Raw genomic sequence first — 21,509 nt, forward strand, 5'->3', positions numbered from 1 at the left:
AGCACATTAAGTGCTTTCCTTTGCGTGCGGAACTCGCGACAAACTTAACCCGCGCCAGCCGGCCCCGGAGACCCTCCCTGCCGTCACTTTGTTCAACCTGTTTTGCGGGCGTGCGCCGCTGCGCGGCTCGCCCGCGTGCTCCTCGGCGGGGTTGGTCTGAGGATTGTTGTTGAAGCTCCACCTTTGGCTGAAATGGAAACGGGGGACGCATCTGCATCCCCCGTTTTTGTTGCGGTTAGTCTAGGTCAATAAATTTGGTGCTTAGGATCTTGCCGTCTTTTACGAGCATTCTGGCCATGGTGGGGCCTCGGGTGCCTCTGGGGTAGCTGGCGCTGCCCGGGTTGAGGACTAAGCAGCGGCCCACTTGGGCTTCTTTGGTTACGTGGGTGTGACCGTTGATGGCTACGTCTACGGATCCCACCGGAAGGTCTTCGCGGTAGTGGGCTACGGCGAATTTGAGGCCTTCGTAGGTAAAGAGCGCAAGACGGTCTACATCGGGGCCGTAGTCGCGGTAGTAATCGTTGTTGCCCAGGACCGCTCGCACGGGGGCGATAGTGCATAGGTGCTCGTAGTCCATCTCGGACGTAAGGTCACCGGCGTGGATAATCAGATCCGCGCCCTTAAGCTCGTCCAGGAGCGCAGGCGATAGATAGCCGTGGGTGTCCGAGATGATGTCGATGCGTTTGGCGCTTGCGCTGTTCATGGGATCCCTTCCGCAAAAACGATTCGGCAGGTGCATACAAAAAGCCCCACGGCTCCGCAGACGATAGGTCTACAGGGCTGCGGGGCCAATATGCTTAGAGGCTCAAGGCCTTCTTGAGCGGGACGACGCGGCGGCGTGAGACCGGCACGCGTTCGTCGACGCCCGTAATGCCCAGCTGGATGGCACCCGAGGGCACCGTCTCGACGTCCGTAACGCACGCCAAGTTGACGATATAGCGGCGGTGAACACGGAAGAAGCCAAAGTCGCAGAGCTTGGCCTCAAACTGCGCCAGCGAGGTCGTCGACAGAAAGCGATCATCGACGGTATAGATGCAGGAGTAATCGTCCTTGGCCATGATAAAGCGAATGTCGTCCACGGGAATGAGCACCTTGCGGCCGCCCTTTTCCACCGGGATACGCTCGATGGTCACCTTGCTGTCCGTAACCGGCTTGGCGCGTTGCATGACCTTCTCGATCGCGCGATCCAAGCGAGCTTCCTCGACCGGCTTCATCAGATAATCGACGGCATCCACGTCGAATGCCTCGACCGCATGGTCACTATACGCAGTCACAAAAACGATCGCCGGCGGGTTCTTGAGCTTATGCAGTGCCTCGGCAAGCTGCAAGCCCGAAGCACCGGGCATCGAGATGTCGAGAAAGACGACATCGACGCGACTTTCCATAAGCATCTCGATAGCGGAGCGAACGCTCGACGCCTCCGTGATCGTGCCGATCTTGCCCGTCTGCTCGAGCAAGAAGCGAAGCTCCGAACGAGCCGGCGCCTCATCATCCACAATCATTGCACGCAGCATAGGGATAAAACCTTTCGTCAACATACTTCGCTGGGCATCCGCCAACCAACGTTAAACCCGTAACCAATTATTTTACTCTTGAATGTCAAAGATACTCTCTGACAAATCAAGATGCAGGAGCACTTTGGTGCCCTTGCCCGGCGCCGATTCAACGCGCGTATAGGAGTGCGGACCATAGAAGCGATGGATGCGCTCCGAAATATTGTGCATGGCCACGCCGGCGCCGCCGCCCTGGGGAGAGCTGGCATCGGGACGGGCAGAGCGCTCGTCAAACAGCCTGGCAGCGGTACCCTGGTCCATGCCCACACCGTTATCGGCCACCGAAATCAGAATCGCATCCTCGCCGTCCTGGTGCACCGACACATCGATCACCAGCGCATCGGCGTCTCCCATACCGTGGCGCACGGCGTTCTCGACAATCGGCTGAATCACAAATGCCGGCACCAGCGTGTCCTCGACGTCCTCGGAGACATCGAAGGTCGCCAGCACGCGGTCCTCGCCAAAGCGCGCCTTCTCAAACGTCAGGTAGCGCTTGGTCTGTGCAACCTCGCGCGAAACCGGAATGAGCGATCCCGAGTTGTCGAGCGTGGCGCGGTAAAACGACGAGAACTCGCGCAGCAGCTCGCGGGCGCGCAGCGGATCGGTGCGCGTAAACGATGCGATGGTGTTGAGCGTGTTGAACAGGAAGTGCGGATTGATCTGCGCCTGCAGCGCACGCACCTCGGCGCGGGCTGTAAGCTCCTTTTGCACCTCGAGCTCATGAATGGCGAGCTGCGTGGACAGGATCTCGGCAAAGCCCGAGGCAAGCGCGTACTGGGTACGGTCGACGGCGCGCGGGGTCTTGTAGTAGAACTTGAGCGTGCCGACGGTACGGTCGCCCACCTTGATGGGCGCGATGATACCCGCCGGGACCTGGTTGTGCGAACCATCCGAGCCCACGACATCCACGACGCGATTAAACGACTGCACGATACCGTGCTCGATGACGTAGCGCGTGGCAAGCGTGTGAATGGGTGAATCGGGCAGCAGCTTTTCCTCAAACTCGCCTGCGCAGGCAAGCACGTTGTCCTCGTCGGTAATGGCGACGGTCATGGCGCGCGTCTCGGGCAGGATGCGCTGGCACACCAAACGCGCTGACTCCTGGGTCAGGCCGCCCTTAATATCCTCGAGCATGGCAGAGGCCACCGAGAGCGTCTCCTCGGTATATTGCGAGCGCACCGAATCGGGGTTGAGCGTCAAAAAGATAAAGATGCACAGAAAGATGCACAGCAGCGCGCATGCGACAACCGTCGCGATGGGCTCGATTCCGGTCGCCAGGGCAAAGACAAAGTACACCAGCACGCAGATGGCGCAGGCGACGGCGATGATGCGAAAAATTGATATTGAACTATCGCGCTGGGCGCGGCGGTCGATCATTCGGCCCCCTCCAGGATACTGATCAGTTGTGCGTCTCGCCAAAGCCCATCCATAATCTTGGGCCAAAAGCTCTGGAAACGCAGGTAGCTTGCGGCGTTTTGTCGCGCATACGCCTTGGCCTCGTCGATACCGTGGCGCCAGATGCGCAGGTAGCCCTCGTGCTCGCGGGTAAACACGCTGCGGACCATGGCGGTCTTGCGCACACGGTCGTCGAGCTCGCGCGAGATCCACGGGCCTGGGTAGGGCATGAGCGATGCCGCCATAACGGGAATGAGCTCCTTCTGGTGCGCGGCGAACGTCAGCTTGGCCCGCTCGTAGTACCAACGGTACACGTCCTGCATAAAGCGCGGCGAGCGCTTTTCGGACTCCGGGGGCAGGTGACGCACAGTCCACTCGTTATCGAACCAGACGTCGTAGCCAAACATGCGCATGTTAAACAGGTAGTCGAGGTCCTCGCCACGGGTGATAAACGGGTCGAAGGCCACACGGGTAAAGGCGCGGGCATGCAGGGCCATCAGGCCACCGCACACGTAGTTGGAACGCGAGATGCGGGTACCCGAAAGCGCCTTTTTCATCCAGCGATTGAACTCGATGCGCTTGGTCCACCAGCGATGACAGATGCCCGCCTTGTCCGTAGGGGCCAGCGGCGATCCATCGCGATCGTAGAAGTAGCCGCTTTTGACCAAGATCGGCAAGCCCTGGCGCGTCTGCTGCCCCAGTGCATACGTCGCACGCTTCATAAAGTCGGCGTCGATGACGGTCTCATCGTCATCCAAAAAGACAACCGCATCGTGCCCCAGCACCGCCGCGCAGGCAAGGCCCATGTTACGGATGGCACCGTAGCCTCGCAGGCTCACGCACTCGCCCGAACCCTTGGGTGCAATCTGCGCCACACGATCGGCAATACGCGATGCCTGAGTATTAGTGACAACGGTGACCTTGAGCGTAGGATGTGCGTTGACGATGTCGTGCACGCGCAACGACACGTCGGCTGTGGCAGAAACCGGGCAAACCACCAGCAAGATAATACGTGGAATGTCGCGCACCTGCTCGAGCGAGGTCAGGCAACGGTCGAGTTCGGGATTGGCGGCGTTGAGTCGCGTCGAATGATCGTAGGTGCCAGGGGCGTTTGCGCGAGCGTCATCGCCCGCCCAATACGTTGGAATCACGACCGTGGCGTTCATGCCTTACCCTCCCTGCAACACAAAAACGGGGCGCCGCCAAACACAGGCGACGCCCCGCGACCTAGCTGACTCCATCATACCCACTTGGGCTAATCATTGTTCGGAAGTCGGAATGTTTATTGCGGATACTTCCAAAAGAGTACCGCGGATAGGCACAATAGCCGCCCGGCACTCGTTTTTCCTCGCTATGCCGGCTGGGCCATGCGAGACAGGCGAACCAGCAGGATAAAGCCCACCACCAGCAGCACGCCGATGGACAGGACGCCCAGCGAGGGGTTGCCGGTCAGCGAGGTGACAACCGACACCAGGAAGGTGCCCATAACGCTTGCATAGCGGCCAAAGATATCAAAGAAGCCGTAGTACTCGTTGGACTTTTCCTTGGGGATGATACGGCCAAAGTAGCTGCGGCTGAGCGCCTGCACACCGCCCTGGAACAGGCCGACGAGGATGGCAAGTACCCAGAACTCGAAGGCGGTCTTTAAGAAGAACGCGGCGAAGAGCACGATACCCATATAGGCGGCGACGGCCACCATGATCATGTTAAGCGTGCCCACGCGGCCGGCGAGCTTGCCGTAGATAATGGCGGACGGGAAAGCCACGAACTGCGTGACGAGCAGCGCCAGCACCAGCTGGGTCGAATCGATGCCCAAGGCCGAACCGTAGCTGGTGGCCATGGAGATGACCGTGTGGACACCGTCGATATAGAAGAAGAAGGCGATCATATAGACCAGCACGGTCTTGTTGTGGGCAATCTCACGCATGGTGTGTCCCACCTCGGAAAACACGCCGCCCACGATGTGACCGATAGTGTCCTCGGGACCGCGCTCGCGACCGTACTTTTGCTTATAGGTGCGAATGAGCGGCAGGGTAAAGATGATCCACCAGGCACCGGTGATGATAAACGACAGGCGCGTGGCGAGCATGGTGGGAATGCCCAAGGCCGGACCGCCCATGATGAGTGCCAGGCAAATGATGAACGGCACGGTGGAGCCGATATAGCCCCAGGCATAGCCCGAGCTGGACACGGCATCCATGCGCTCGTCGGTGGTGATATCGGGCAGCATGGCGTCGTAGAACGTCATGGACGAGTTAAGGCCGATGGTACACAGCACATAGACGGTCAAAAATGCCATGGCCGACATGGGGATGGCCTGTGCCAGGCAAAGCACAAGGCCCGTCAGGAAAAAGCCCATGAAGAACTTGATCTTGTTACCGGCGTAGTCGGCAAGCGCGCCCAGAATGGGCATGAGCATGGCAATGACCAGCGAGGCGATCGTCTGCGCGTTACCCCAGGCGACGACCAGGTCGGCCGAAGAAGCACCGGTGTTGATGGCGTTAAAGTAGATGGGCACCACCGAGGTGTTGAGCAGCACGAGGGCCGAGTTGCCCACATCGTACATAACCCAGTTACGCTCGAGCTTGGTGTATTTCATGGACAGGGCCCCTTCGTATTCGCCCGATATGCAGTTAGTTCATCGTACCCCAATTGTCCAGAAACGCCGGTAAGGATTCGGCAAAGGGGCGCGCGCGAGCCCTACTCCTCGCGGTCGAACTCTTCATCGGTGCCGAGCACACGACCGCTGTAATTGACGTGGTTGGTCACGGCTTCCATATCGCCGGTCTCGATAAAGCGGGCAACCGTGCACTCGTAATCGAGCAGCGCACGGTCAAAGACCTCGGGGAAGCTCTCAGTCGAGACTTCGTCGGTAAAGGGATTCTTCCATGCCAGATGGCCCAGGTTGCCGGTACGCTCGGGCAGCTCGGTCGTCACGCGGTGCGCAAGGCCGTCGAGCAGCGAATAATCGTGCACCAAGCCTTCGACCAGGGCAATTGCACGCGTCTTGGCCGAGCCCGCCGGCTCAATCGTGCGGTAGAGCAGCTGCATGTCCGAGACGGCGGCGCCGTACTCCCCCGCCGGGATATCGATGCCGTACACGCGTCCAGCAACATAGCTCATCAGTACGCCGGCAACGCGATTGATTCGATCGGTGGTGACGATCTCGCCCGCCGGCGGATAGTCATCGACCGTGGCGCCATCGCGCTTGAGCTGCAGCATCAGCACATCCAGGTCGCTTTCGAGTACGGCATGGACCTGGCTGCCCGAGTCCTCCAGATCGAGATCGGACTCCACGATGCCAAACTGCTGCTCGTAGACAAAAGGATGCGCATTGCGGTCGAGCACGTAGTGCGACAGCAGACCCAGCGCAAAGGCGCGACCCAGGTTGGCATCGCGCGGAAGCAGATGAGACACGCCGTCGCGCAGACACGAGAACTGGCGCGACATTCGCGAGCGGTGCATAACCTGCGCCAGCAGCGTACAGTCGGAAACGCGGGGCGTCAGGATGTGGAAGAAAAACGGGTCGGGACCCTGGTTGCCCAGGATAAAGGCGATGCGCTCCTCGTCGGACGTGATGACGCCCTGCGGAAGACGGTCAATGCTTTCCTCGCCAAACAAATGATGGGTGATAAGCGCGGGCATAATGATCCTTTCGATTTCATTCGATGCAATCCATTATGCCCACCGCGCAGTCATGCCAAACCCGCAACGGCAAACGATGGCGCACCGACCCTTACGCAAGCCCCAAATGCGACTTGACCTCGGCGGCGCGACGACGAGACACGGGTACCGTCGAGCTCACGCGGTCGAGCCGAAGCTCCATCAGACCCGTGGAGCCGATCTCGACATTGTGCACGTCTTCCAAATTGACCAGATAGCTGCGATGGACGCGGATAAATCCCTCGGAGCCCAAGCGACGCTCGAGCGAGGAAATCGACTCATTGATCAGGTACGTCCCCTTGGCGCAGACCGCATTGCAAAAGTCGGCGCGCGCCTCAAAGTAGCAGACGTCCGAGACGGGGATGAACACCTTTTTACCCCCGCGGTCCACCGTCAGACGAAAGGGCTGTCGCGGGGCATGGACGACACGACGGACACCCAAAGCGGTCTCGATCTTGTCGAGCGCCTTTGACAGGCGTGCGTCCTCGACCGGCTTGACGACATAGTCGACGGCATCGAGGTTGTAGGCATCGGCGGCATACTCGGCAAACGCCGTCACAAACACCACCACCGGCGGGGTCTTTAGGTTTTGCAGCGTCTCGGCAAGCTCAATTCCCGAGCGCCCGGGCATCGTGATGTCCAAAAACAGCACGTCGGGCTTGTTCGACAGGATCGACTCCACGGCCTCGGTGACATTGCCCGCCTCGGCAATGTTGCCCACACGCGCATCCTTTTCCAACAGATAGCGTAGTTCGGCCCTAATAGGAGGCTCGTCATCAACCACCAGGATGTTCCAGCCCTCGGACATATGCGCTTCCTCTCTTCTCAATACATTTGCGCTACACCGTCAGCGGTGCCGGCTCATGCGGCTCGCCGTTTAGCTCGACGATGACCTGCGTCCCCACGCCCTCTTGGGACTTCACGCGCATGCCGGAATCTTCTCCGTAAAAGAAATGGATGCGCTGAAGCACGTTAAAAAGCGCCAGGCCGCACCCTCGCTTGATGGAGCCGTCGGCGGTAATGCTCTCGGGCTCCTCTCGACGATGCTGCTCAAACAGGTGTGCACAGACTTCTTCGCTCATACCAATGCCGTCGTCTTCGACGATGATCTCCAAACCGTCATCGGTCTCGAAAGCCCTTACATGAATAGAAAGCGGCTCGGTCTCGCGCTGCGCATGCTTGATACAGTTTTCGAGCAGCGGCTGCAAGATAAACGGCGGCACCATGCTGTCACGCACCTCAAAGTCGATATCGACCGAAACGCGCAGACGGCCGTCGCCGTACCGGGCCTGCATAAGATTGATATAACGAATGCCTTGTTCCACCTCGTGCTCGAGCGTGGTGAGCGTATCGGAGTCAGAAAGCGTCTGACGGTAATAATTGGAAAAGTCGATGAGCAGCGACCTGGCCTTGTCGGGCTCGGTTCGCACGAGCGACACAATGGTGCTGATGGTATTGAATAGGAAGTGCGGATCGACCTGCGACTGCAGGGCGCGCAGCTCAACGCGGGCCGTGAGCTCGTCCTGGCGTTCGAGCTCAAAGCTCGCGAGCTGCGTGGAGATGAGATCGGCAAAGCCCGAGGCAAGGGCCGTCTGGCGCATATCGATGCTGCTCAGGCGGGGATAGTACAGCTCGAGCGTGCCCACGCAATGCCCGCGCACGGTAAGCGGTGCGACAATACCGGCGCGCAGGCGGGGAAAGTAGCCGCCCGTCTCGGACGAGGTATCGCGCGAAAACACACTCTGCTCGCCGGACTCGATCACGTTGAGCGTGGTCTGCAGCACGACCGGGGTGCCGGCAGGGCACTTTGCCGAATCCTCGCCCCAGCTCGCCAGCACTTGCTTGCCGTCAGTAAAGCAGATGGCCGAAGCGATGGTCTCGGACAGGATGATCTTAGAGGCGCCCAGGGCAGCTTCGGGCGTAAGGCCGCGCGACGTGTAGGCGAATATTTTTGAAGCGATGGCGAGCGTGCGGTCGGTTGCGCTCGATGTGAGGTCATCGGGAACGACAAAGACGTACGAGAAGAAGAAGCACAGCATGACCAAGCCGGCAATGACGACAACGGCCGGAACGGGATTGGGATTATCAGTTAGATCCCAGATGAGCAGCAGGATAAGCAGCGGAACGACAATACCGAGCAAGATGGCTTGAACCACATGCTGAGCGGTACGAAAGACCTTGGTAGAGTTGTAGCTCTTGCCCAGAATCAGCCTATTGAGATCCACCGTCATCCCCTTCTTACTGACGCACCCATAGCAATAAAGAGGGCCGCAAGCGACCCTCTCCATTGCATTATGCAATCAAATACTGTGTTTTACATCCAGTCGTCGATGAACGGTAGTTTAGGCGCTGTATTTGTTGGCCTCGCCAAAGGTGCCCGCCTCGACGATCCAGCCGTCCTTCATGATGACGTCCATGTTGTCGGTGTTGAGCACGTGGATGTCGGCGGCGACGTCACCGTTGACGACCAGCAGGTCGGCGCACTTTCCGGCCTCGATAGAACCGGTCTCGTCCTCGATGTGGCACATCTTGGCACCGTTGAGGGTGGCGCAGGTGATGGTCTCGACCGGGGTGAAGCCGATCTTGTCGACGAACTCGTACATCTCCTCGATGGAGCAGGTGCCGTACGGGGTGACGAAGGAGAAGGAGTCGGAGCCGATCGTCATGACGACGCCGCGCTTCTTGGCCTCGCGCAGGCAGTCGTAGTTGCGCTGCAGCTCCTTCTCGACCAGGGTGCCCTCGTACTTGTCGTGCAGCTCGGGGACGTAGACGGGCGGATAGGTGGCGTACCAGGTGGGCAGGAAGGCGATCGTCGGGGTGAAGAAGGTGCCCTGCTCGGCCATGAGGTCCATGGTGCGCTCATCGATATCGAAGCCGTGAATCAGCTGCTCGCAGCCAAAGCGAACGGAATCGTAGGCAGCGGCGTGGTTGTTGTAGCAGTGGCTCCACACGGGGATGCCGACCATCTTTGCCTCTTCGACCACAGCCTGGATCTCCTCGGAGCAGTAGTGCTGGTCGCGACCGGAGTCCCAGCGCCAGATGCCGCCACCGGTAGCCCAGATCTTGATGGCATCGGGGTTCTCGCGCAGGCGACGACGGACGGCCTTGCGCAGATCCCAAGGACCGTCGACCTGGTCGCCCCAGGGATGGGATTCCTTGTTGAGCTCCTGGGTGCAGTGGTGGGAGTCACCGTGACCGGCAACGCGGCAGAAACCGAGGCCGGTGGCCAGAACGCGCGGGCCCTTAAAGACGCCCTTGTCGATGCAGTCACGGATCTGGATACCAAAGCGACCGATCTCGCAGACGGTGGTGAGGCCGTGGGTGAGGCAGTCGTAGGCCTGCTTGACAGCGACGGCCTGCTTCTCGAGGAGCGGCTGCATGACCCAATCGGTGTCATCGTCGGTCAGGTTGCCCGAGAAGTGCAGGTGGGTGTCGATCAGGCCGGGAAGGACGGTCTTGCCGGCGGCGTCGATGACCTCAACGCCCTCGGGAAGGTCCTGCATAGCGCCGGCGTACTCGATCTTGCCGTTGTCGTCAACGAGAACGAGGGAGTTCTCGACCGGCTCGGCACCGGTACCGTCGATAAGCTTGCCGCCAACGATTGCATACTTAGTGGACATGGTTCCTCCTTATGGATCCATATATGTGGGCGAGGCCGTGTTGGGTCGCGGCCTCACAAAGCTACCCAAGTGGTGCCGGGTTCGGTGCGCGGGAGAGAGGGCCCCGCGCACCCGATCCGCCCCGGCTAGGCGTTACTTTTTGCGGGAATTGGTGAAAGCCATGAGGGCCAGGCCAATAGCCAACCAGCCGATCACGATGCTCCACTCCACCATGTTGAGGGAGGCGGGAGAGAACGGAATCACGAGCAGGCCGATGATGATGGCGCAGGCAGCGATGGCGAGGCCGATGCCAAACTTGCCGCCGGGCACCTCGTAGGGACGAGGCAGGTCGGGCTCGGTGAAGCGCATGCGCAGGCAGGCGAGGGCGACCATACCGCAGGAGAAGATGAAGGCGAGAGCCGACACGTTGGTCAGGGGGATGAGCATGTTCTTGCCCAGGAACGGACCGATGACGGTGATGACGCCCAGAACGACGCAGGCGAGCTTGGGAGCGCCGGACTTGGGGTCGACCTCGGCGAACTTCTCGGGCAGTTGGCCCTTGCGGCCCATGGCGAGCATGATGCGGCTCGTGGCGCCGTAGAAGGAGTTCATCGGGCCCATGGGTCCAAGCGTGGCGATGACGAGCATGGCCAGGTACAGAAGCATGTTGATGCCCTTGAGGCAGGCAAGCGCGGGAACCGGGCTCTTAACAAACTCATGCCAGTCGAGGATGGTGCCGAACGAGTAGATGCAGACCATGTAGAAGCCGCCGGCGGCCAGCAGGGCCAGGGAGATAATCTTGCCGAACTTGTTCCAGTTGAGGCCCTCGGCCGCTTCCTCAGCCTGCTGGGGAATGGTGTCGAAACCGGCGTAGAAGAACGGAGTCAGAACCAGGACCGATACGATGCCGGCGAACAGGCTGGTGCCCTCGGTAGCGGACTTGCCGCCGCCAGCGCCGGCGACCTGGGAGAACACGGGCATGGCGTTGTCCGGCGAGCCGGTGAACAGCGAGACGCCCATGGCGAGCAGCATGCCGCAGAGCAGGGCCTTGGTCAGGAAGGCCTGGAGCTTGGCGGCCGAGCTGGCACCGCGGAAGTTGAGGAAGATGACGTAGGCTGCAAAGCCGAGCGCGATCAGCGTCGGGAACAGGTAAACGTCGGCGCCCAGGATGGTGTAGAGCTTGACGGCGCGCAGCCACTCAAGACCGGGCAGGCTGCCGAACATCTCGGACACGAGGGTCGAAATGGCGATGGCCTCCCACGGGCACAGGATACCGTTGCCCAGGGCAAGGAGCCATCCGGTGATGTAGCTCAGCGTACGGCCAAAGCTACGATCGACATACTCGACGATGCCGCCCGAGATGGGGATAGCAGCCGTGAGCTCACCGAAAACAGCTCCGACGGGCACGAGGAAGATTGCACCCAAGAGGAATGCGATCATAGCGGGAACGGGACCGCCGCCCACGACCATCCAGTCGCCGACCTGCAGAACCCAGCCAGTTCCGATGATGGCACCGAAACCGATGGTAAAGAAGTTCCAGAGCGAAAGCGTTTTCTTCATACCGCCGTCACCCTCGACTGCAACTTCTGCGTTCTTGTCCGCCATTGTTCCCCTCCTTTCCTTTTTGACGCCCCTTGGCGTCACCCCTTGCGCGGTCTGTTTTGCCGCGCTCTTTTATTTCGTGGCTTTAAGATACGGCCTTGGCGCAGCAGCTCCGCTTGTAGCTCGACCGAAGGCAGAACTGCAAAACGAGCGGCGTCGTTTTTGGGACGAACGGCACGGTTTGCCGCTCATTGTTGCCGCCCGTCCGACGGGCGTACGCTCATCGGACGCATATAGAGATGTTTTTGAGGCCGTGTGTTTTGCGCCTTTCGTACCGTTTACCGAGCTTTTGACGCGCAGGCCCATTTGTTGCACATCTTTTTTGTAGGATGGACAGGTTATACATGAGACAAGGCGGTACGAATGGCATACGGATACAACGACGGTGATCAACGGCGACAAAGCGTTCGCCTTGCTGGCCGTACCACGCCGACGCCCAGAAATGCCACGAGCAGCAATCCGCAACGTCCTCAAGAGCAACCCAGGCCTTCGTCTCGGCAGCAGTCAAGCAGAACACGGCAGAGCGGCCGTCTGAGCACGGGCACAAGCGCGCAGCAAGATAGCCGCTTGGGCGCGCGCACTCGACAGCGTCAGGCCGAGGTTCCACAACTGCGCCGCAACGGCGCACGTCAGCCCGGCATCCATATCAACCGCTTCTTTTCGCATCCCCAAGGCGGACGCGACGGCAAGCCCTACCGCTCGACATCGCAAGCGAACGCCCCCGCCCTGCCGGCCCGTCGACTTCGCCTCGCACTGTGCTCTATCCTTACCTGTCTAGTCTTTGTGCTTATGAGCTCCTGTATGTCCCACGGCTCGGCCGGTCTCGAGCCCACCGCCGAGGACAAGCTGCTCAAGGCCCCCGTCGCGCCCGGTTATTCTTTCGCCTTTTCGACCCCACGCTCGCAATGGCAAGCCGGCACGATGCCCCATATCTATCAGATCGACCCTGCGTGGTCGGAGCTGTCTTACGCCGGCGGCACCATCCGCCAAAATGCCTGCGGGCCTACGTGCCTCACCATGGTCTATATCTTTAAGACGGGACGCACCGATATGACCCCCGTCGATATGTGCGCGCTTTCCGAGGCGGGCAATTACGCCCCCACCGGTGCAACCGAATGGTCGTTTATGACGAGCGGCGCGTGGCAGTTGGGACTTAACGGAACGGAGCTCCATAACGATCGCGAATCGATGACTCAGGCGCTGCGTTCGGGAGCGCCCGTCATCGCCGCCGTTCGGCCGGGCACCTTTACCAACGTGGGCCACTACATTGTGCTTTACGGTATTGACGACGCCGACCAGATTGGAGTCTTCGATCCCAACTCGGCCAGCCGCAGCGCCCGCCGCTGGGGCGCCGTAGAGGTCCTTAACGAAGTCGAAGCCATGTGGGCCTACTACTAGTCATTGGGGACAGACTTAAATGAGTGGTCTCTGGCTACCCGGAACTGCTGGCACGGAAAATGCATCCCGCTTTGAAGTTCGATAGCGGGATGCACTTTCCGCGCACGGCCTGTTTGGGAAACTACGTTCCACTTTCCGGCAACATTCCGGGATGCATTTTCCGGTTGAGGCCCTCAAGGGAAACCATGTCCCATGTTGGACGCTCATTCTGGGATGCGCTTTCCGCAGTTGATTGATGCGGGCTTTAAGGACTGTTCCAAGCTGCCGGCAGAAAAGGAACGTCCCCAAGTGCCGGGTTTCCGCAGTCATTGGGGACAGACTTAAATGACTAGTCGTTTAAGAACGTCCCCAATGACTACCCACAGAATGAGGGTCTCATCGGGGACTAGGTAAATAGCAAAAGCCCCCGCGGCCGAAACGGGCCGCGGGGGCAGCAGGCTTGCAAGGGTTAACTCAAGTCCTCGCCATTTGATGCAATGACCTTTTGATACCAGCAGAAGCTGTCCTTTCGGTAGCGATCGAACGTGCCTTTGCCCGTATCATCGGCATCGACATAAACAAAGCCATAGCGCTTCTTCATCTGCCCCGTCGAGGCCGATACCAGATCGATACAGCCCCACGGCGTGTATCCCATCAGGTCAACACCGTCCTCGACAATTGCATCGCGTAGCGCAAGAATATGCCTGCGCAGGTAATCAATATGATACGCATCGTGGACTTTGCCGTCTTCCAGCGCATCGAGTCCGCCCACACCGTTCTCAGCGATAAAGAGCGGAAGATGGTAACGATCGTGGTAGCCGGCAAGCGTCACGCGCAAACCCAGCGCATCGATCTGCCATTTCCAGGCAGTCTCTTTATCCTTGAGGTACGGATTGCGCAGCGTCGGGAACACGTTGCCCTCCGCCTTCTCAGCGATCACCTGGTCATCGGCGCACACCAAGCGCGAGCAATAGTACGAGAACGAGATGAAGTCGACGGTATGCTCGGCCAGACACTCCGTATCGCCCGGCTCAAAGGGCACGTAAACACCCTCTTTCTCGAGCGCACGCAGCTTCCAAGTAGGATAGGCGCCCGCAGCCATCACGTCAGTGTAGAAGTAGCGGCCGCGGTCCTCCTCATACGCAAGCCATACGTCCTCGGGCGCACAACGGTACGGATAGGTCGCACCGGCAGCGATCATGCAACCCACCTTGTTTGCGGGATCGATCTTGTGCAGGATCTCGACGGCGCGAGCGCTCGCCATAAACATATGGTGCGAGAACGCCGCGGTCACGGCTGCACGGTCACGCTCATCCTCGAGCGTGACGCCCGCGTTGAGATAGGACAGCGCCACGCTGTTGATCTCGTTGAAGGTGAGCCAATAACGCACGAGGCCCTGGTACGCACGTCCGACGGTCTCGACGTAGTGCGCATACCGCTCGATCATCTCTCGGCTTTGCCATCCACCATAGTGCTCGACCAGAGCCAACGGATAGTCGTAGTGCGACAGCGTCACGAGCGGCTCGATTCCGTGCTCGCGCAGCGCCTCGAATACCTGACGGTAAAACTCCAAGCCCTCGCCGTTGGGCTCGGCCTCCATCCCTGTGGGAAAAATACGGCTCCAGCAAATTGAAAGACGCAGGCACTTAAAGCCCATCTCGGCAAAGAGTTCGACATCCTCGTGCCAATGATGGAAGAAGTCGTTGCCCCAGCGGCATGGATACAGCCTGTCCGGATCGTCCACGGGCTTTTGCCTGCCAAACATTACATCCCAGCGGTCGGAACCCTGTGGGATCAGGTCGGAGTGCGACATGCCGCGGCCGCCCTCGTTCCAGCCCCCTTCGGCCTGGTTGGCGGCGAGGGCACCACCCCACAAAAAGCCCTCGGGCATACCGGCGGCAGACGTTCTGTCAAAGTAACCCATGCTACTCAGTATCCTTGGCAGAAGCTGCCGCGGCGTTCTCCTGCTCCTGAGCCAGGAGCTGGTTATCGTACACCTTAAAGAACGGGTACCAGACCACAGCCATGACCACGATCAAAACGATCGTAAACACCCAGATGCGCGGGTCGAGGCACTGGACAAAGCCCTGAACGAAGATGGGGAACGTGCCGCTCACCAAGATGTAGAAGTTAGAGACAAGACCCAGTGAGACCGCACCCCAATACAGCAGGGCCGAGATCATGCCGCCTAGCACAAACGGAATCATGAGGATCGGGTTGAAGATGATGGGCGCGCCGAAGATCGCGGGCTCGGAGATACGGAAGAAGCTCGGCACGATCGATGCCCTGCCAAATGCCTTGAGCTGCTGCGACTTTGCCCTAAACGCGCAGAGCGCCACAAAAGAGAACGTATTACCCGTGCCGCCGATGAGGTTGATGGCCAACGACATGAGCACCGGGTGGAACTCAAGCGGCTGCCCGGCAGCATAGAGCGAGGCGTTGGCGGCAAAGGCGGCAAGCGAGACCGGGGCGGTGATGGGCATTACGATCATGTTGCCGTGGACGCCAAAGCACCAAAACAGCAGCGTCATGAAGCAGATAAGCAGTGCGCCGGGCACAAAGTCAACTGCGACGGAAAGCGGGGCAGCGAGCAGCTTCTCGATAACCGAGGGGATGGACAGCGCGGGATCGATCATCTGGATCAGCAGGTTGCCGCCAAAGAAGATGAGGATGTTGGCGAGCATAGGTACGATGGCGCCAAAGGTTTCGGACAAAAACGGCGGCACGCCATCGGGCATCTTGATGGTGATGCCCTTGGTCTGGCAGAAGCGCGTGACCTCGACGGAGACCAAGGCAACGATGATGGCGGTAAACAGGCCCTGCGCACCCAGATAGGTGCAGGGGACCGCCTGGAGCACGGACTCGTCAGCAAGCTGGTAGTAGGACGACGGCGCCGCGGCGATCAGGAACATCACCAGCGAGGTCATGCCGGCGTTAAGCTTGGGCATCTTGTAGGTGCCCGCCAGGTTATAGGCGATTGCGAACGTCACGATCACCGACAGTATGCCCATCGTCATATTGAAGGGGATGAGCAGCGTGAGCTTATTGGCCGTCGCAAAATCGAGCCAAGGGCCAAAGACGGACCAGAACCCGCCCTGCGCCACAAGGTCGGCCGTGACCGGCGGGTTGGCGAGGATCATAAAGACGGCAGATACCAAGATGAAGCTGATCGCGCTCATAAAGCCCTTTTGCATGGAGGCAAAGTGGCGCTCGGTGCCGCAGAAATTGGCGATAGGGGTCAGTTTTTCCTGAAGCAGGGTCATGAACTTCTCCATGGTCGCCTCCTAACCCAACAGCGACTGGGCGAGTGCCAGCACGTTGGCGGCGTTGCCCATGCCGTAGTCCTGTGCGGGGATGACCGCGATCGGCTTACCGCTCCCCTGCTTGACGGTGTTGAGCTGGTAGGACACCTGCGGCCCCAAGAGCAGCACGTCATAATTGGCGCACGTCTCCTGATACTCGCCGATACCCACCGCATCGATATCGAGCTCGATGCCGTTTTGCTCCGCATATTTCTCGAGTTTCTTCATCAGAATGCTTGTAGACAGACCAGCTGCGCAAACAAGAAGGATCTTCATAAGGGATTCCCTTCGCATTGATTGGTTGGATAGTCACCGCACGCCGCTAGGCGTTCTTGGTTGCAGTGCACTCATACAGGCAGATCAGCTCCTGCACGAGCTCCTGAGCAAGCATGGAGCACATGAGGTGGTCCTGAGCATGGACCAGCAACACATCCACCGACAGATGCTCGCCCGCTGCCTCAGTCGAAAGCAGCTGCGTTTGGATGTGGTGAGCCTTGATTCCCGCATCCTTTGACTGCTTCATGAGTTTGGCGGCGGCGTCAAAATCCCCCGCTTTTGCCTTTTCAAGGGCTTCGAAGGCAAGGCTGCGTGCCTCTCCCGCTGCAGCGACCAGCTGAAACGAAACCATCTCGGTTCCCTGATCGTCCATAACGGTCTCCTCTCCCGTGATGTTTGGTTTGTACTTGAATATTCGAAACGCCTATCTCCCGCCCGCAATCCTCGAGGTTTATTGCAGGTAGACAGACAGGGTTATCGACAAAAGAAGTCTTAAGCCGTATGCGCTTGCACAAGCGCCATCAGCTCATGCCAGGACCGGCGCTCGCGTAGGCGCTCGACCCCCTGGCGGTCCATAAAGATCTCGGCGAGCAGTGAGCTCAAGATCCGCGCCTCATCGCCGCCCGACCGGGCAAACGACACCATAAAGACGATATCGACCTCATGGCCGTATTCGTCCCAAAGAATGGGATGTTCGAGCAGGCCCACGGTAACAAAGGCCTCGGCGCTCAAGGGATGCATCCCATGGGGCATGGCTACCCCATTGCCAAACGAGGTGGCACTCGCGCTCTCGCGCTCGGCGACCTCTTGGGCAAACTGGGCATCGACACGGCCGCTCTCGACGGCGCGCTCGGAGAGATATCGGAGAACGGCCTGCTTCGACGACGCCTCAACGCGGTTGAAGAACAGGGCACGGCTAAAGAAAGAGCTTACGGAGTCCGATTGCGCAGCGTCATCACTCAGCACCTTGCGGATAGCGTTGACATCGCTCGTCTCCAAGAAGAAATCGGCCTCGCGGACGGGCACGGGCAACTTGACGTTGAGCGGCACCGTTGTGAACACGTAGTCGATGTGCGAAAAGTCGAGCGTTCCCACGCGGGCGACGTCGCATGTCTCAATCGACTCGATATACATACCAAACTGCTTGCGGTACTGGTGCTCGAGCATACGGGCGCTTCCCGCTCCCGAGGCGCACACGATCAGGATGCGTTTGCGACGCGGCTGGTCGGCTTGCTGCTCGAGGGCCAGGGCAAATGCCATGGCGATGTAGCCGAGCTCCTCATCAGAGGGCTGGCTGCCAAAATGACGCTCGAGTACCTGCGAGGTGCCGGCCGCCATCGAATAGGCCAACGGAAACCTCGTCTTGATATCGGGCAGCATGGGGTTATCCATATGCATGTGATATTCAAGGCGATAGCCCAGAGGGCCAATATGCCGAGCAAGGTTCATGCGAAGTTCAAGATCGCTGCTAAAGTCAAACCTAAACTCATCGTTGACCGCACATACCATCTCGGAAGCGATCTCCCACATCTCGTCCGAGATAACGGCCGAGCCCTTCTCGGGCATGCCCGTGCCCCTGCCGAGCAAATGGATTGCGATAAAGGCAACCTCTTCTCGGGGCATGCTCACGCCCAGGGCATCCTTGATGTTTGCGGCAATCTGGAAAGCCGCAGCGTATTCGCGCGTTCCCTCCAGCTTTAAAACGTCCGATTCTGCAGCCGGGACATAGCAGCCCTGCTCGATGCGGCCAAGAGCGATGTAAAGATGCATGATGAGATTGCGGGATGCCAGCGAGCTCACCGTGACGGGCGAGGCAGTCAGGGCATCGTCCACACATGCGGCGATGGCCCGCAGGCGCTCGGCGAGCTCTGCATCGTCGGTGTCGGGCAACACGGGCCTCACCAGTGAGGCCAGACACAGACGCCGTTGCGACTCCCCACCCGCAACGCGGATTCCGTAGCGAGGGCGCTTTTCGAGCATCAAGTCAAATTGGGCGAGTTTCTGCTCTACCAGACGCATGTCATTGGACAGAGTTCGCGCCGAAACGTAGAGTAAATCCGCATACTCCTCAATCGTCACCCACTGGGACCGCATGAGAAGGTCGTTAAGAAGGAAGGACACACGGCCGTCGCGCGTATCAGGAATGCCCGGATGGGCCAGAGCCGCACCGTCTAGCAAGCGAGCAAGCTCATCTGCATGTGCAACATCGATACGATATTGCCCTTTGCTGCCAACGATGCGTGCAACCCCCGCAAGCTTGTCGTTTGCGCGATGGATATAGTTTCTCACGGCGCGCTCGCTTACCTCGAGACGCTTGGCAAGCACCGCGACAGCGACAGGCTGAGCGTCCTCGATCATATTTACAAGCTGCTTGACGCGAGCATCCATGTCCTCCTCCTTTCCCTGCGTCTAGTCTAACGCGGTAAAGAATGACACTCCACGTCGCGCTCGTTCCGCCAACGCGGAACAGGTTGCGGGGAGTCCAGCTGAACTTATAGGGAGCACGGAGAGAGGGCCCGAAAGCAATGCGTCGGTGTGAGATGCGCTTTCCGCAGTCATTGGGGACAGATTTAAATTAGTAGTCATTGAGGACGTTCTTGTTTGACTAGTCGTTTAAGAAACACCCAATGGCTACCCTCCCATCGGGGACTAGGTAAATAGCAAAAGCCCCGCAGTCGGAGCGGACTGCGGGGCTCATGAAGAGAGGCTAGTTTGTGGGCGCCTTGCCCGGCGCTCACGAGAGAGGCAATGGAGTAGAGGCTACTCGTGGATGCGGGTACCGGAGAGGCCAGCCATGGTCTCGGCGGCCTTGTCCAGGGCGCCGATGATGCAGGTGCGGCCCTTGCGGGAACGGGCGAACTTGATGGCGGCGCGGACCTTGGGCTCCATGGAACCCTTGCCGAACTGACCCTCGTCGGCCAGGCGCTCGGCCTCGTCGGCGGTGAGGTCCTCGAGCTCCTCCTGGTTGGGCTTGCCAAAGTTGATGGCGACATGCTCAACGGCGGTCAGCAGGAACAGAACGTCGGCGTCGCAGTCCTCGGCCAGCAGCTCGCCGCCCAGGTCCTTGTCGATGACGGCGGGAACGCCCTTGTAGCAGCCCTTGTTCTCGTAGTCGCGGACGACGGGGATGCCGCCGCCACCGCAGGCGATGACGATGAACTCGTTGTCGAGCAGGTTGAGGATGGAGTCAGCCTCGACGATCTTCTTGGGATCGGGGGAAGCGACGACGCGACGCCAGCCGCGACCGGAATCCTCGACGAAGACCTTGGAAGGATCCTCGGCCATGAACTCCTTGGCCTGCTCCTCGGTGTAGAAGGGGCCGATCGGCTTGGTCGGGTTCTTGAACGCGGGATCGTCCGGGTCGCACTCGATCTGGGTGACGACGGTTGCGGCGTGCCAACGCTTATAGCGCTTGTGCATCTCGCGGCCAATACCCTGCTGCAGGTGATAGCCGATGTAGCCCTGGGACATGGCGCCGCACTCGGGCAGCGGCATCTCGGGGGTGCCGATGGCGTCGTGGGCAGCGGCGAAGGCGTTCTGGATCATGCCGACCTGCGGACCGTTGCCGTGGGTGATGATGATCTCGTTGCCCTGCTCGATCAGGCCGAGAAGAGCGTGAGCGGTGTTGCTCACGGCCTCGATTTGCTCAACGGGGTTGTTGCCGAGGGCGTTGCCGCCAAGGGCGACGACAATACGATCGGGCTTACCAAGAGGCTTAGACATTGCTGGAATCCTTTCTGTAAAAGGCCTACAACCCATTAATAACCCGCGCCCGTGCGATACGCGAGTTTATTAAGGTTTATATTCTCTTTATCGCTCATTTTATTCATTTTGAAAATAGTTGAACGGTGAACGGTCGTTTTTATCCGCTCAGCGTACAGAACCCCAGCTCAAGCATATCTACGTCATTTACGTGCAACTTTATTTTAATAGAGCAGGGATTAGACCCGATTATGCAAACTATATCTTTGCTAAACATAAAACAGACAGCGCAAAATCTTACTCGTACTATACGAGATTCTATGCACTTATTGGACGAGTATGCAGCCCTGCAATAACACGGCGTTTTTCATCCAACTTAAGGAATAGACGAGTGCCTATGCCGCGCGTCGGCCGGCAGCCGGCGAGCCGTCTCGTCGATTGCCGCTTCCAGAAAAGCAAAAACTGATATTGCACGCGCAATTGCGGCATGGTACTTTAGCGAAGAACAGCGCGGGCTGGGGCGACAGAGACCTGTCGTGAAGTTTGGGTTCGGCGACCCCGCTGCTGTCTTCTCCTTATCCGCCAGCGAGCCCCTTGAGCGACGGATTGAGGAGGTCCTTACTATGACAAAAATGCTCAAGATCACGCTGAATGGCGAGACGTTTCTCGCCGACATGCTCTGGGACAAGGCTCCCGAGACATGCAAGCTGTTCGAATCGTCCTGTCCGGTCGAATCACGTATCTTTTCGGCTAAGATCTGCGATGCCGAGGTAACCTATCCCGTATCGGGCCCCATCGCCAATTACGAGCACATCGAGAACCCCGTCTTTCACGAGCCAGCGGGCGCCGTGAGCTGGTATGGCGGCTGGTCGTCAATTTGCATCTTCTTTGACGTGTGCGAGCCCTTTGGCACCTGTAACATGTTCGCCCGCATCTGCGAAGCCGACCGCAAGCGCTTTGCCGCCGCCTGCCGCAATGTCTGGGATAACCAGGGTATGTACATCAAAAACGAAATCGTCGAGATCGAAGCGGAGGCCTAA

General features: G+C 59.3%; 18 protein-coding genes. 2 read left to right on the top strand and 16 right to left on the bottom strand.

What is annotated here, in order from left to right; translation table 11 throughout:
• Positions 1–235 precede the first annotated feature (235 nt).
• The 10 genes from AB5Z14_RS03350 to AB5Z14_RS03395 all read right to left on the bottom strand — a co-directional run bounded on the left by AB5Z14_RS03350 (position 236) and on the right by AB5Z14_RS03395 (position 11,815).
• Positions 236–703, bottom strand: a complete 468-nt coding sequence (locus AB5Z14_RS03350) for a YfcE family phosphodiesterase (protein ID WP_117848799.1) — start codon at positions 701–703, stop codon at positions 236–238.
• A gap of 94 nt (positions 704–797) precedes the next feature.
• Positions 798–1,514: a LytR/AlgR family response regulator transcription factor gene (locus AB5Z14_RS03355; protein WP_006235156.1), complete on the bottom strand. Its 717-nt coding sequence runs from the start codon at positions 1,512–1,514 to the stop codon at positions 798–800.
• 72 nt (positions 1,515–1,586) lie between these two features.
• The gene (locus AB5Z14_RS03360) at positions 1,587–2,930 is read right to left on the bottom strand and encodes a histidine kinase (protein WP_368130269.1); all 1,344 of its coding nucleotides are present in this window, start codon (positions 2,928–2,930) and stop codon (positions 1,587–1,589) included.
• Positions 2,927–4,114, bottom strand: a complete 1,188-nt coding sequence (locus AB5Z14_RS03365; protein WP_368130270.1) for a glycosyltransferase — start codon at positions 4,112–4,114, stop codon at positions 2,927–2,929. Before AB5Z14_RS03365 ends, AB5Z14_RS03360 begins: the two co-directional genes overlap by 4 nt.
• A gap of 185 nt (positions 4,115–4,299) precedes the next feature.
• Positions 4,300–5,547, bottom strand: coding sequence for an MFS transporter (locus tag AB5Z14_RS03370; protein WP_368130271.1), 1,248 nt, complete (start codon positions 5,545–5,547; stop codon positions 4,300–4,302).
• 101 nt (positions 5,548–5,648) lie between these two features.
• A complete protein-coding gene (locus AB5Z14_RS03375) occupies positions 5,649–6,593 on the bottom strand; it encodes a zinc dependent phospholipase C family protein (protein ID WP_368130272.1) in 945 nt (314 codons plus the stop codon).
• Between the two features lie 91 nt (positions 6,594–6,684).
• Positions 6,685–7,419, bottom strand: coding sequence for a LytR/AlgR family response regulator transcription factor (locus AB5Z14_RS03380; RefSeq protein ID WP_368130274.1), 735 nt, complete (start codon positions 7,417–7,419; stop codon positions 6,685–6,687).
• Positions 7,420–7,450: 31 nt separating this feature from the next.
• Complete coding sequence (locus tag AB5Z14_RS03385) at positions 7,451–8,836, bottom strand: histidine kinase (protein ID WP_368130275.1); 1,386 nt, start codon at positions 8,834–8,836, stop codon at positions 7,451–7,453.
• 117 nt (positions 8,837–8,953) lie between these two features.
• A complete protein-coding gene (locus tag AB5Z14_RS03390; protein ID WP_117655955.1) occupies positions 8,954–10,231 on the bottom strand; it encodes a metal-dependent hydrolase family protein in 1,278 nt (425 codons plus the stop codon).
• Positions 10,232–10,363: 132 nt separating this feature from the next.
• On the bottom strand, positions 10,364–11,815 hold the full coding sequence (locus AB5Z14_RS03395) for an APC family permease (RefSeq protein ID WP_368130276.1): 1,452 nt from the start codon (positions 11,813–11,815) through the stop codon (positions 10,364–10,366).
• 564 nt (positions 11,816–12,379) lie between these two features.
• Here AB5Z14_RS03395 and AB5Z14_RS03400 point away from each other — a divergent pair.
• A complete protein-coding gene (locus AB5Z14_RS03400; protein WP_368130277.1) occupies positions 12,380–13,210 on the top strand; it encodes a C39 family peptidase in 831 nt (276 codons plus the stop codon).
• Between the two features lie 448 nt (positions 13,211–13,658).
• Here AB5Z14_RS03400 and AB5Z14_RS03405 read toward each other — a convergent pair whose 3' ends face one another.
• The 6 genes from AB5Z14_RS03405 to arcC all read right to left on the bottom strand — a co-directional run bounded on the left by AB5Z14_RS03405 (position 13,659) and on the right by arcC (position 20,490).
• The gene (locus AB5Z14_RS03405; protein WP_368130279.1) at positions 13,659–15,113 is read right to left on the bottom strand and encodes a family 1 glycosylhydrolase; all 1,455 of its coding nucleotides are present in this window, start codon (positions 15,111–15,113) and stop codon (positions 13,659–13,661) included.
• A 1-nt stretch (position 15,114) separates the two neighbouring features.
• Complete coding sequence (locus tag AB5Z14_RS03410; protein WP_368130280.1) at positions 15,115–16,464, bottom strand: PTS sugar transporter subunit IIC; 1,350 nt, start codon at positions 16,462–16,464, stop codon at positions 15,115–15,117.
• Positions 16,465–16,473: 9 nt separating this feature from the next.
• Positions 16,474–16,767, bottom strand: a complete 294-nt coding sequence (locus AB5Z14_RS03415) for a PTS sugar transporter subunit IIB (protein WP_195621111.1) — start codon at positions 16,765–16,767, stop codon at positions 16,474–16,476.
• A 46-nt stretch (positions 16,768–16,813) separates the two neighbouring features.
• Positions 16,814–17,140 (bottom strand): PTS lactose/cellobiose transporter subunit IIA, encoded by a 327-nt coding sequence (locus AB5Z14_RS03420; protein WP_117648559.1) that lies wholly within the window; start codon positions 17,138–17,140, stop codon positions 16,814–16,816.
• A gap of 119 nt (positions 17,141–17,259) precedes the next feature.
• Positions 17,260–19,155 carry a BglG family transcription antiterminator gene (locus AB5Z14_RS03425; RefSeq protein ID WP_368130281.1) on the bottom strand — a complete coding sequence of 632 codons (1,896 nt, stop codon included), beginning with the start codon at positions 19,153–19,155 and terminating at the stop codon, positions 17,260–17,262.
• A gap of 372 nt (positions 19,156–19,527) precedes the next feature.
• Positions 19,528–20,490 carry a carbamate kinase gene (gene arcC / locus AB5Z14_RS03430; RefSeq protein WP_006235166.1) on the bottom strand — a complete coding sequence of 321 codons (963 nt, stop codon included), beginning with the start codon at positions 20,488–20,490 and terminating at the stop codon, positions 19,528–19,530.
• A 602-nt stretch (positions 20,491–21,092) separates the two neighbouring features.
• On the opposite strand from arcC, the gene AB5Z14_RS03435 reads away from it, so the two are divergent.
• Positions 21,093–21,509 (top strand): DUF3830 family protein, encoded by a 417-nt coding sequence (locus AB5Z14_RS03435; protein ID WP_368130283.1) that lies wholly within the window; start codon positions 21,093–21,095, stop codon positions 21,507–21,509.

The organism is Collinsella aerofaciens (assembly GCF_040910265.1).
Lineage (GTDB): Bacteria > Actinomycetota > Coriobacteriia > Coriobacteriales > Coriobacteriaceae > Collinsella > Collinsella aerofaciens_BK.

Excerpts from the sequence above, each read along its gene's own strand:
- AB5Z14_RS03410 (WP_368130280.1), bottom strand. The coding sequence starts at position 16,464 with ATGGAGAAGTTCATGACCCTGCTTCAGGAAAAACTGACCCCTATCGCC.
- arcC (WP_006235166.1), bottom strand. The coding sequence starts at position 20,490 with ATGTCTAAGCCTCTTGGTAAGCCCGATCGTATTGTCGTCGCCCTTGGC.
- AB5Z14_RS03380 (WP_368130274.1), bottom strand. The coding sequence starts at position 7,419 with ATGTCCGAGGGCTGGAACATCCTGGTGGTTGATGACGAGCCTCCTATT.
- AB5Z14_RS03435 (WP_368130283.1), top strand. The coding sequence starts at position 21,093 with ATGACAAAAATGCTCAAGATCACGCTGAATGGCGAGACGTTTCTCGCC.
- AB5Z14_RS03420 (WP_117648559.1), bottom strand. The coding sequence starts at position 17,140 with ATGGACGATCAGGGAACCGAGATGGTTTCGTTTCAGCTGGTCGCTGCA.
- AB5Z14_RS03375 (WP_368130272.1), bottom strand. The coding sequence starts at position 6,593 with ATGCCCGCGCTTATCACCCATCATTTGTTTGGCGAGGAAAGCATTGAC.
- AB5Z14_RS03355 (WP_006235156.1), bottom strand. The coding sequence starts at position 1,514 with ATGCTGCGTGCAATGATTGTGGATGATGAGGCGCCGGCTCGTTCGGAG.
- AB5Z14_RS03350 (WP_117848799.1), bottom strand. The coding sequence starts at position 703 with ATGAACAGCGCAAGCGCCAAACGCATCGACATCATCTCGGACACCCAC.
- AB5Z14_RS03415 (WP_195621111.1), bottom strand. The coding sequence starts at position 16,767 with ATGAAGATCCTTCTTGTTTGCGCAGCTGGTCTGTCTACAAGCATTCTG.
- AB5Z14_RS03395 (WP_368130276.1), bottom strand. The coding sequence starts at position 11,815 with ATGGCGGACAAGAACGCAGAAGTTGCAGTCGAGGGTGACGGCGGTATG.
- AB5Z14_RS03405 (WP_368130279.1), bottom strand. The coding sequence starts at position 15,113 with ATGGGTTACTTTGACAGAACGTCTGCCGCCGGTATGCCCGAGGGCTTT.
- AB5Z14_RS03425 (WP_368130281.1), bottom strand. The coding sequence starts at position 19,155 with ATGGATGCTCGCGTCAAGCAGCTTGTAAATATGATCGAGGACGCTCAG.
- AB5Z14_RS03360 (WP_368130269.1), bottom strand. The coding sequence starts at position 2,930 with ATGATCGACCGCCGCGCCCAGCGCGATAGTTCAATATCAATTTTTCGC.
- AB5Z14_RS03390 (WP_117655955.1), bottom strand. The coding sequence starts at position 10,231 with ATGTCCACTAAGTATGCAATCGTTGGCGGCAAGCTTATCGACGGTACC.
- AB5Z14_RS03370 (WP_368130271.1), bottom strand. The coding sequence starts at position 5,547 with ATGAAATACACCAAGCTCGAGCGTAACTGGGTTATGTACGATGTGGGC.
- AB5Z14_RS03365 (WP_368130270.1), bottom strand. The coding sequence starts at position 4,114 with ATGAACGCCACGGTCGTGATTCCAACGTATTGGGCGGGCGATGACGCT.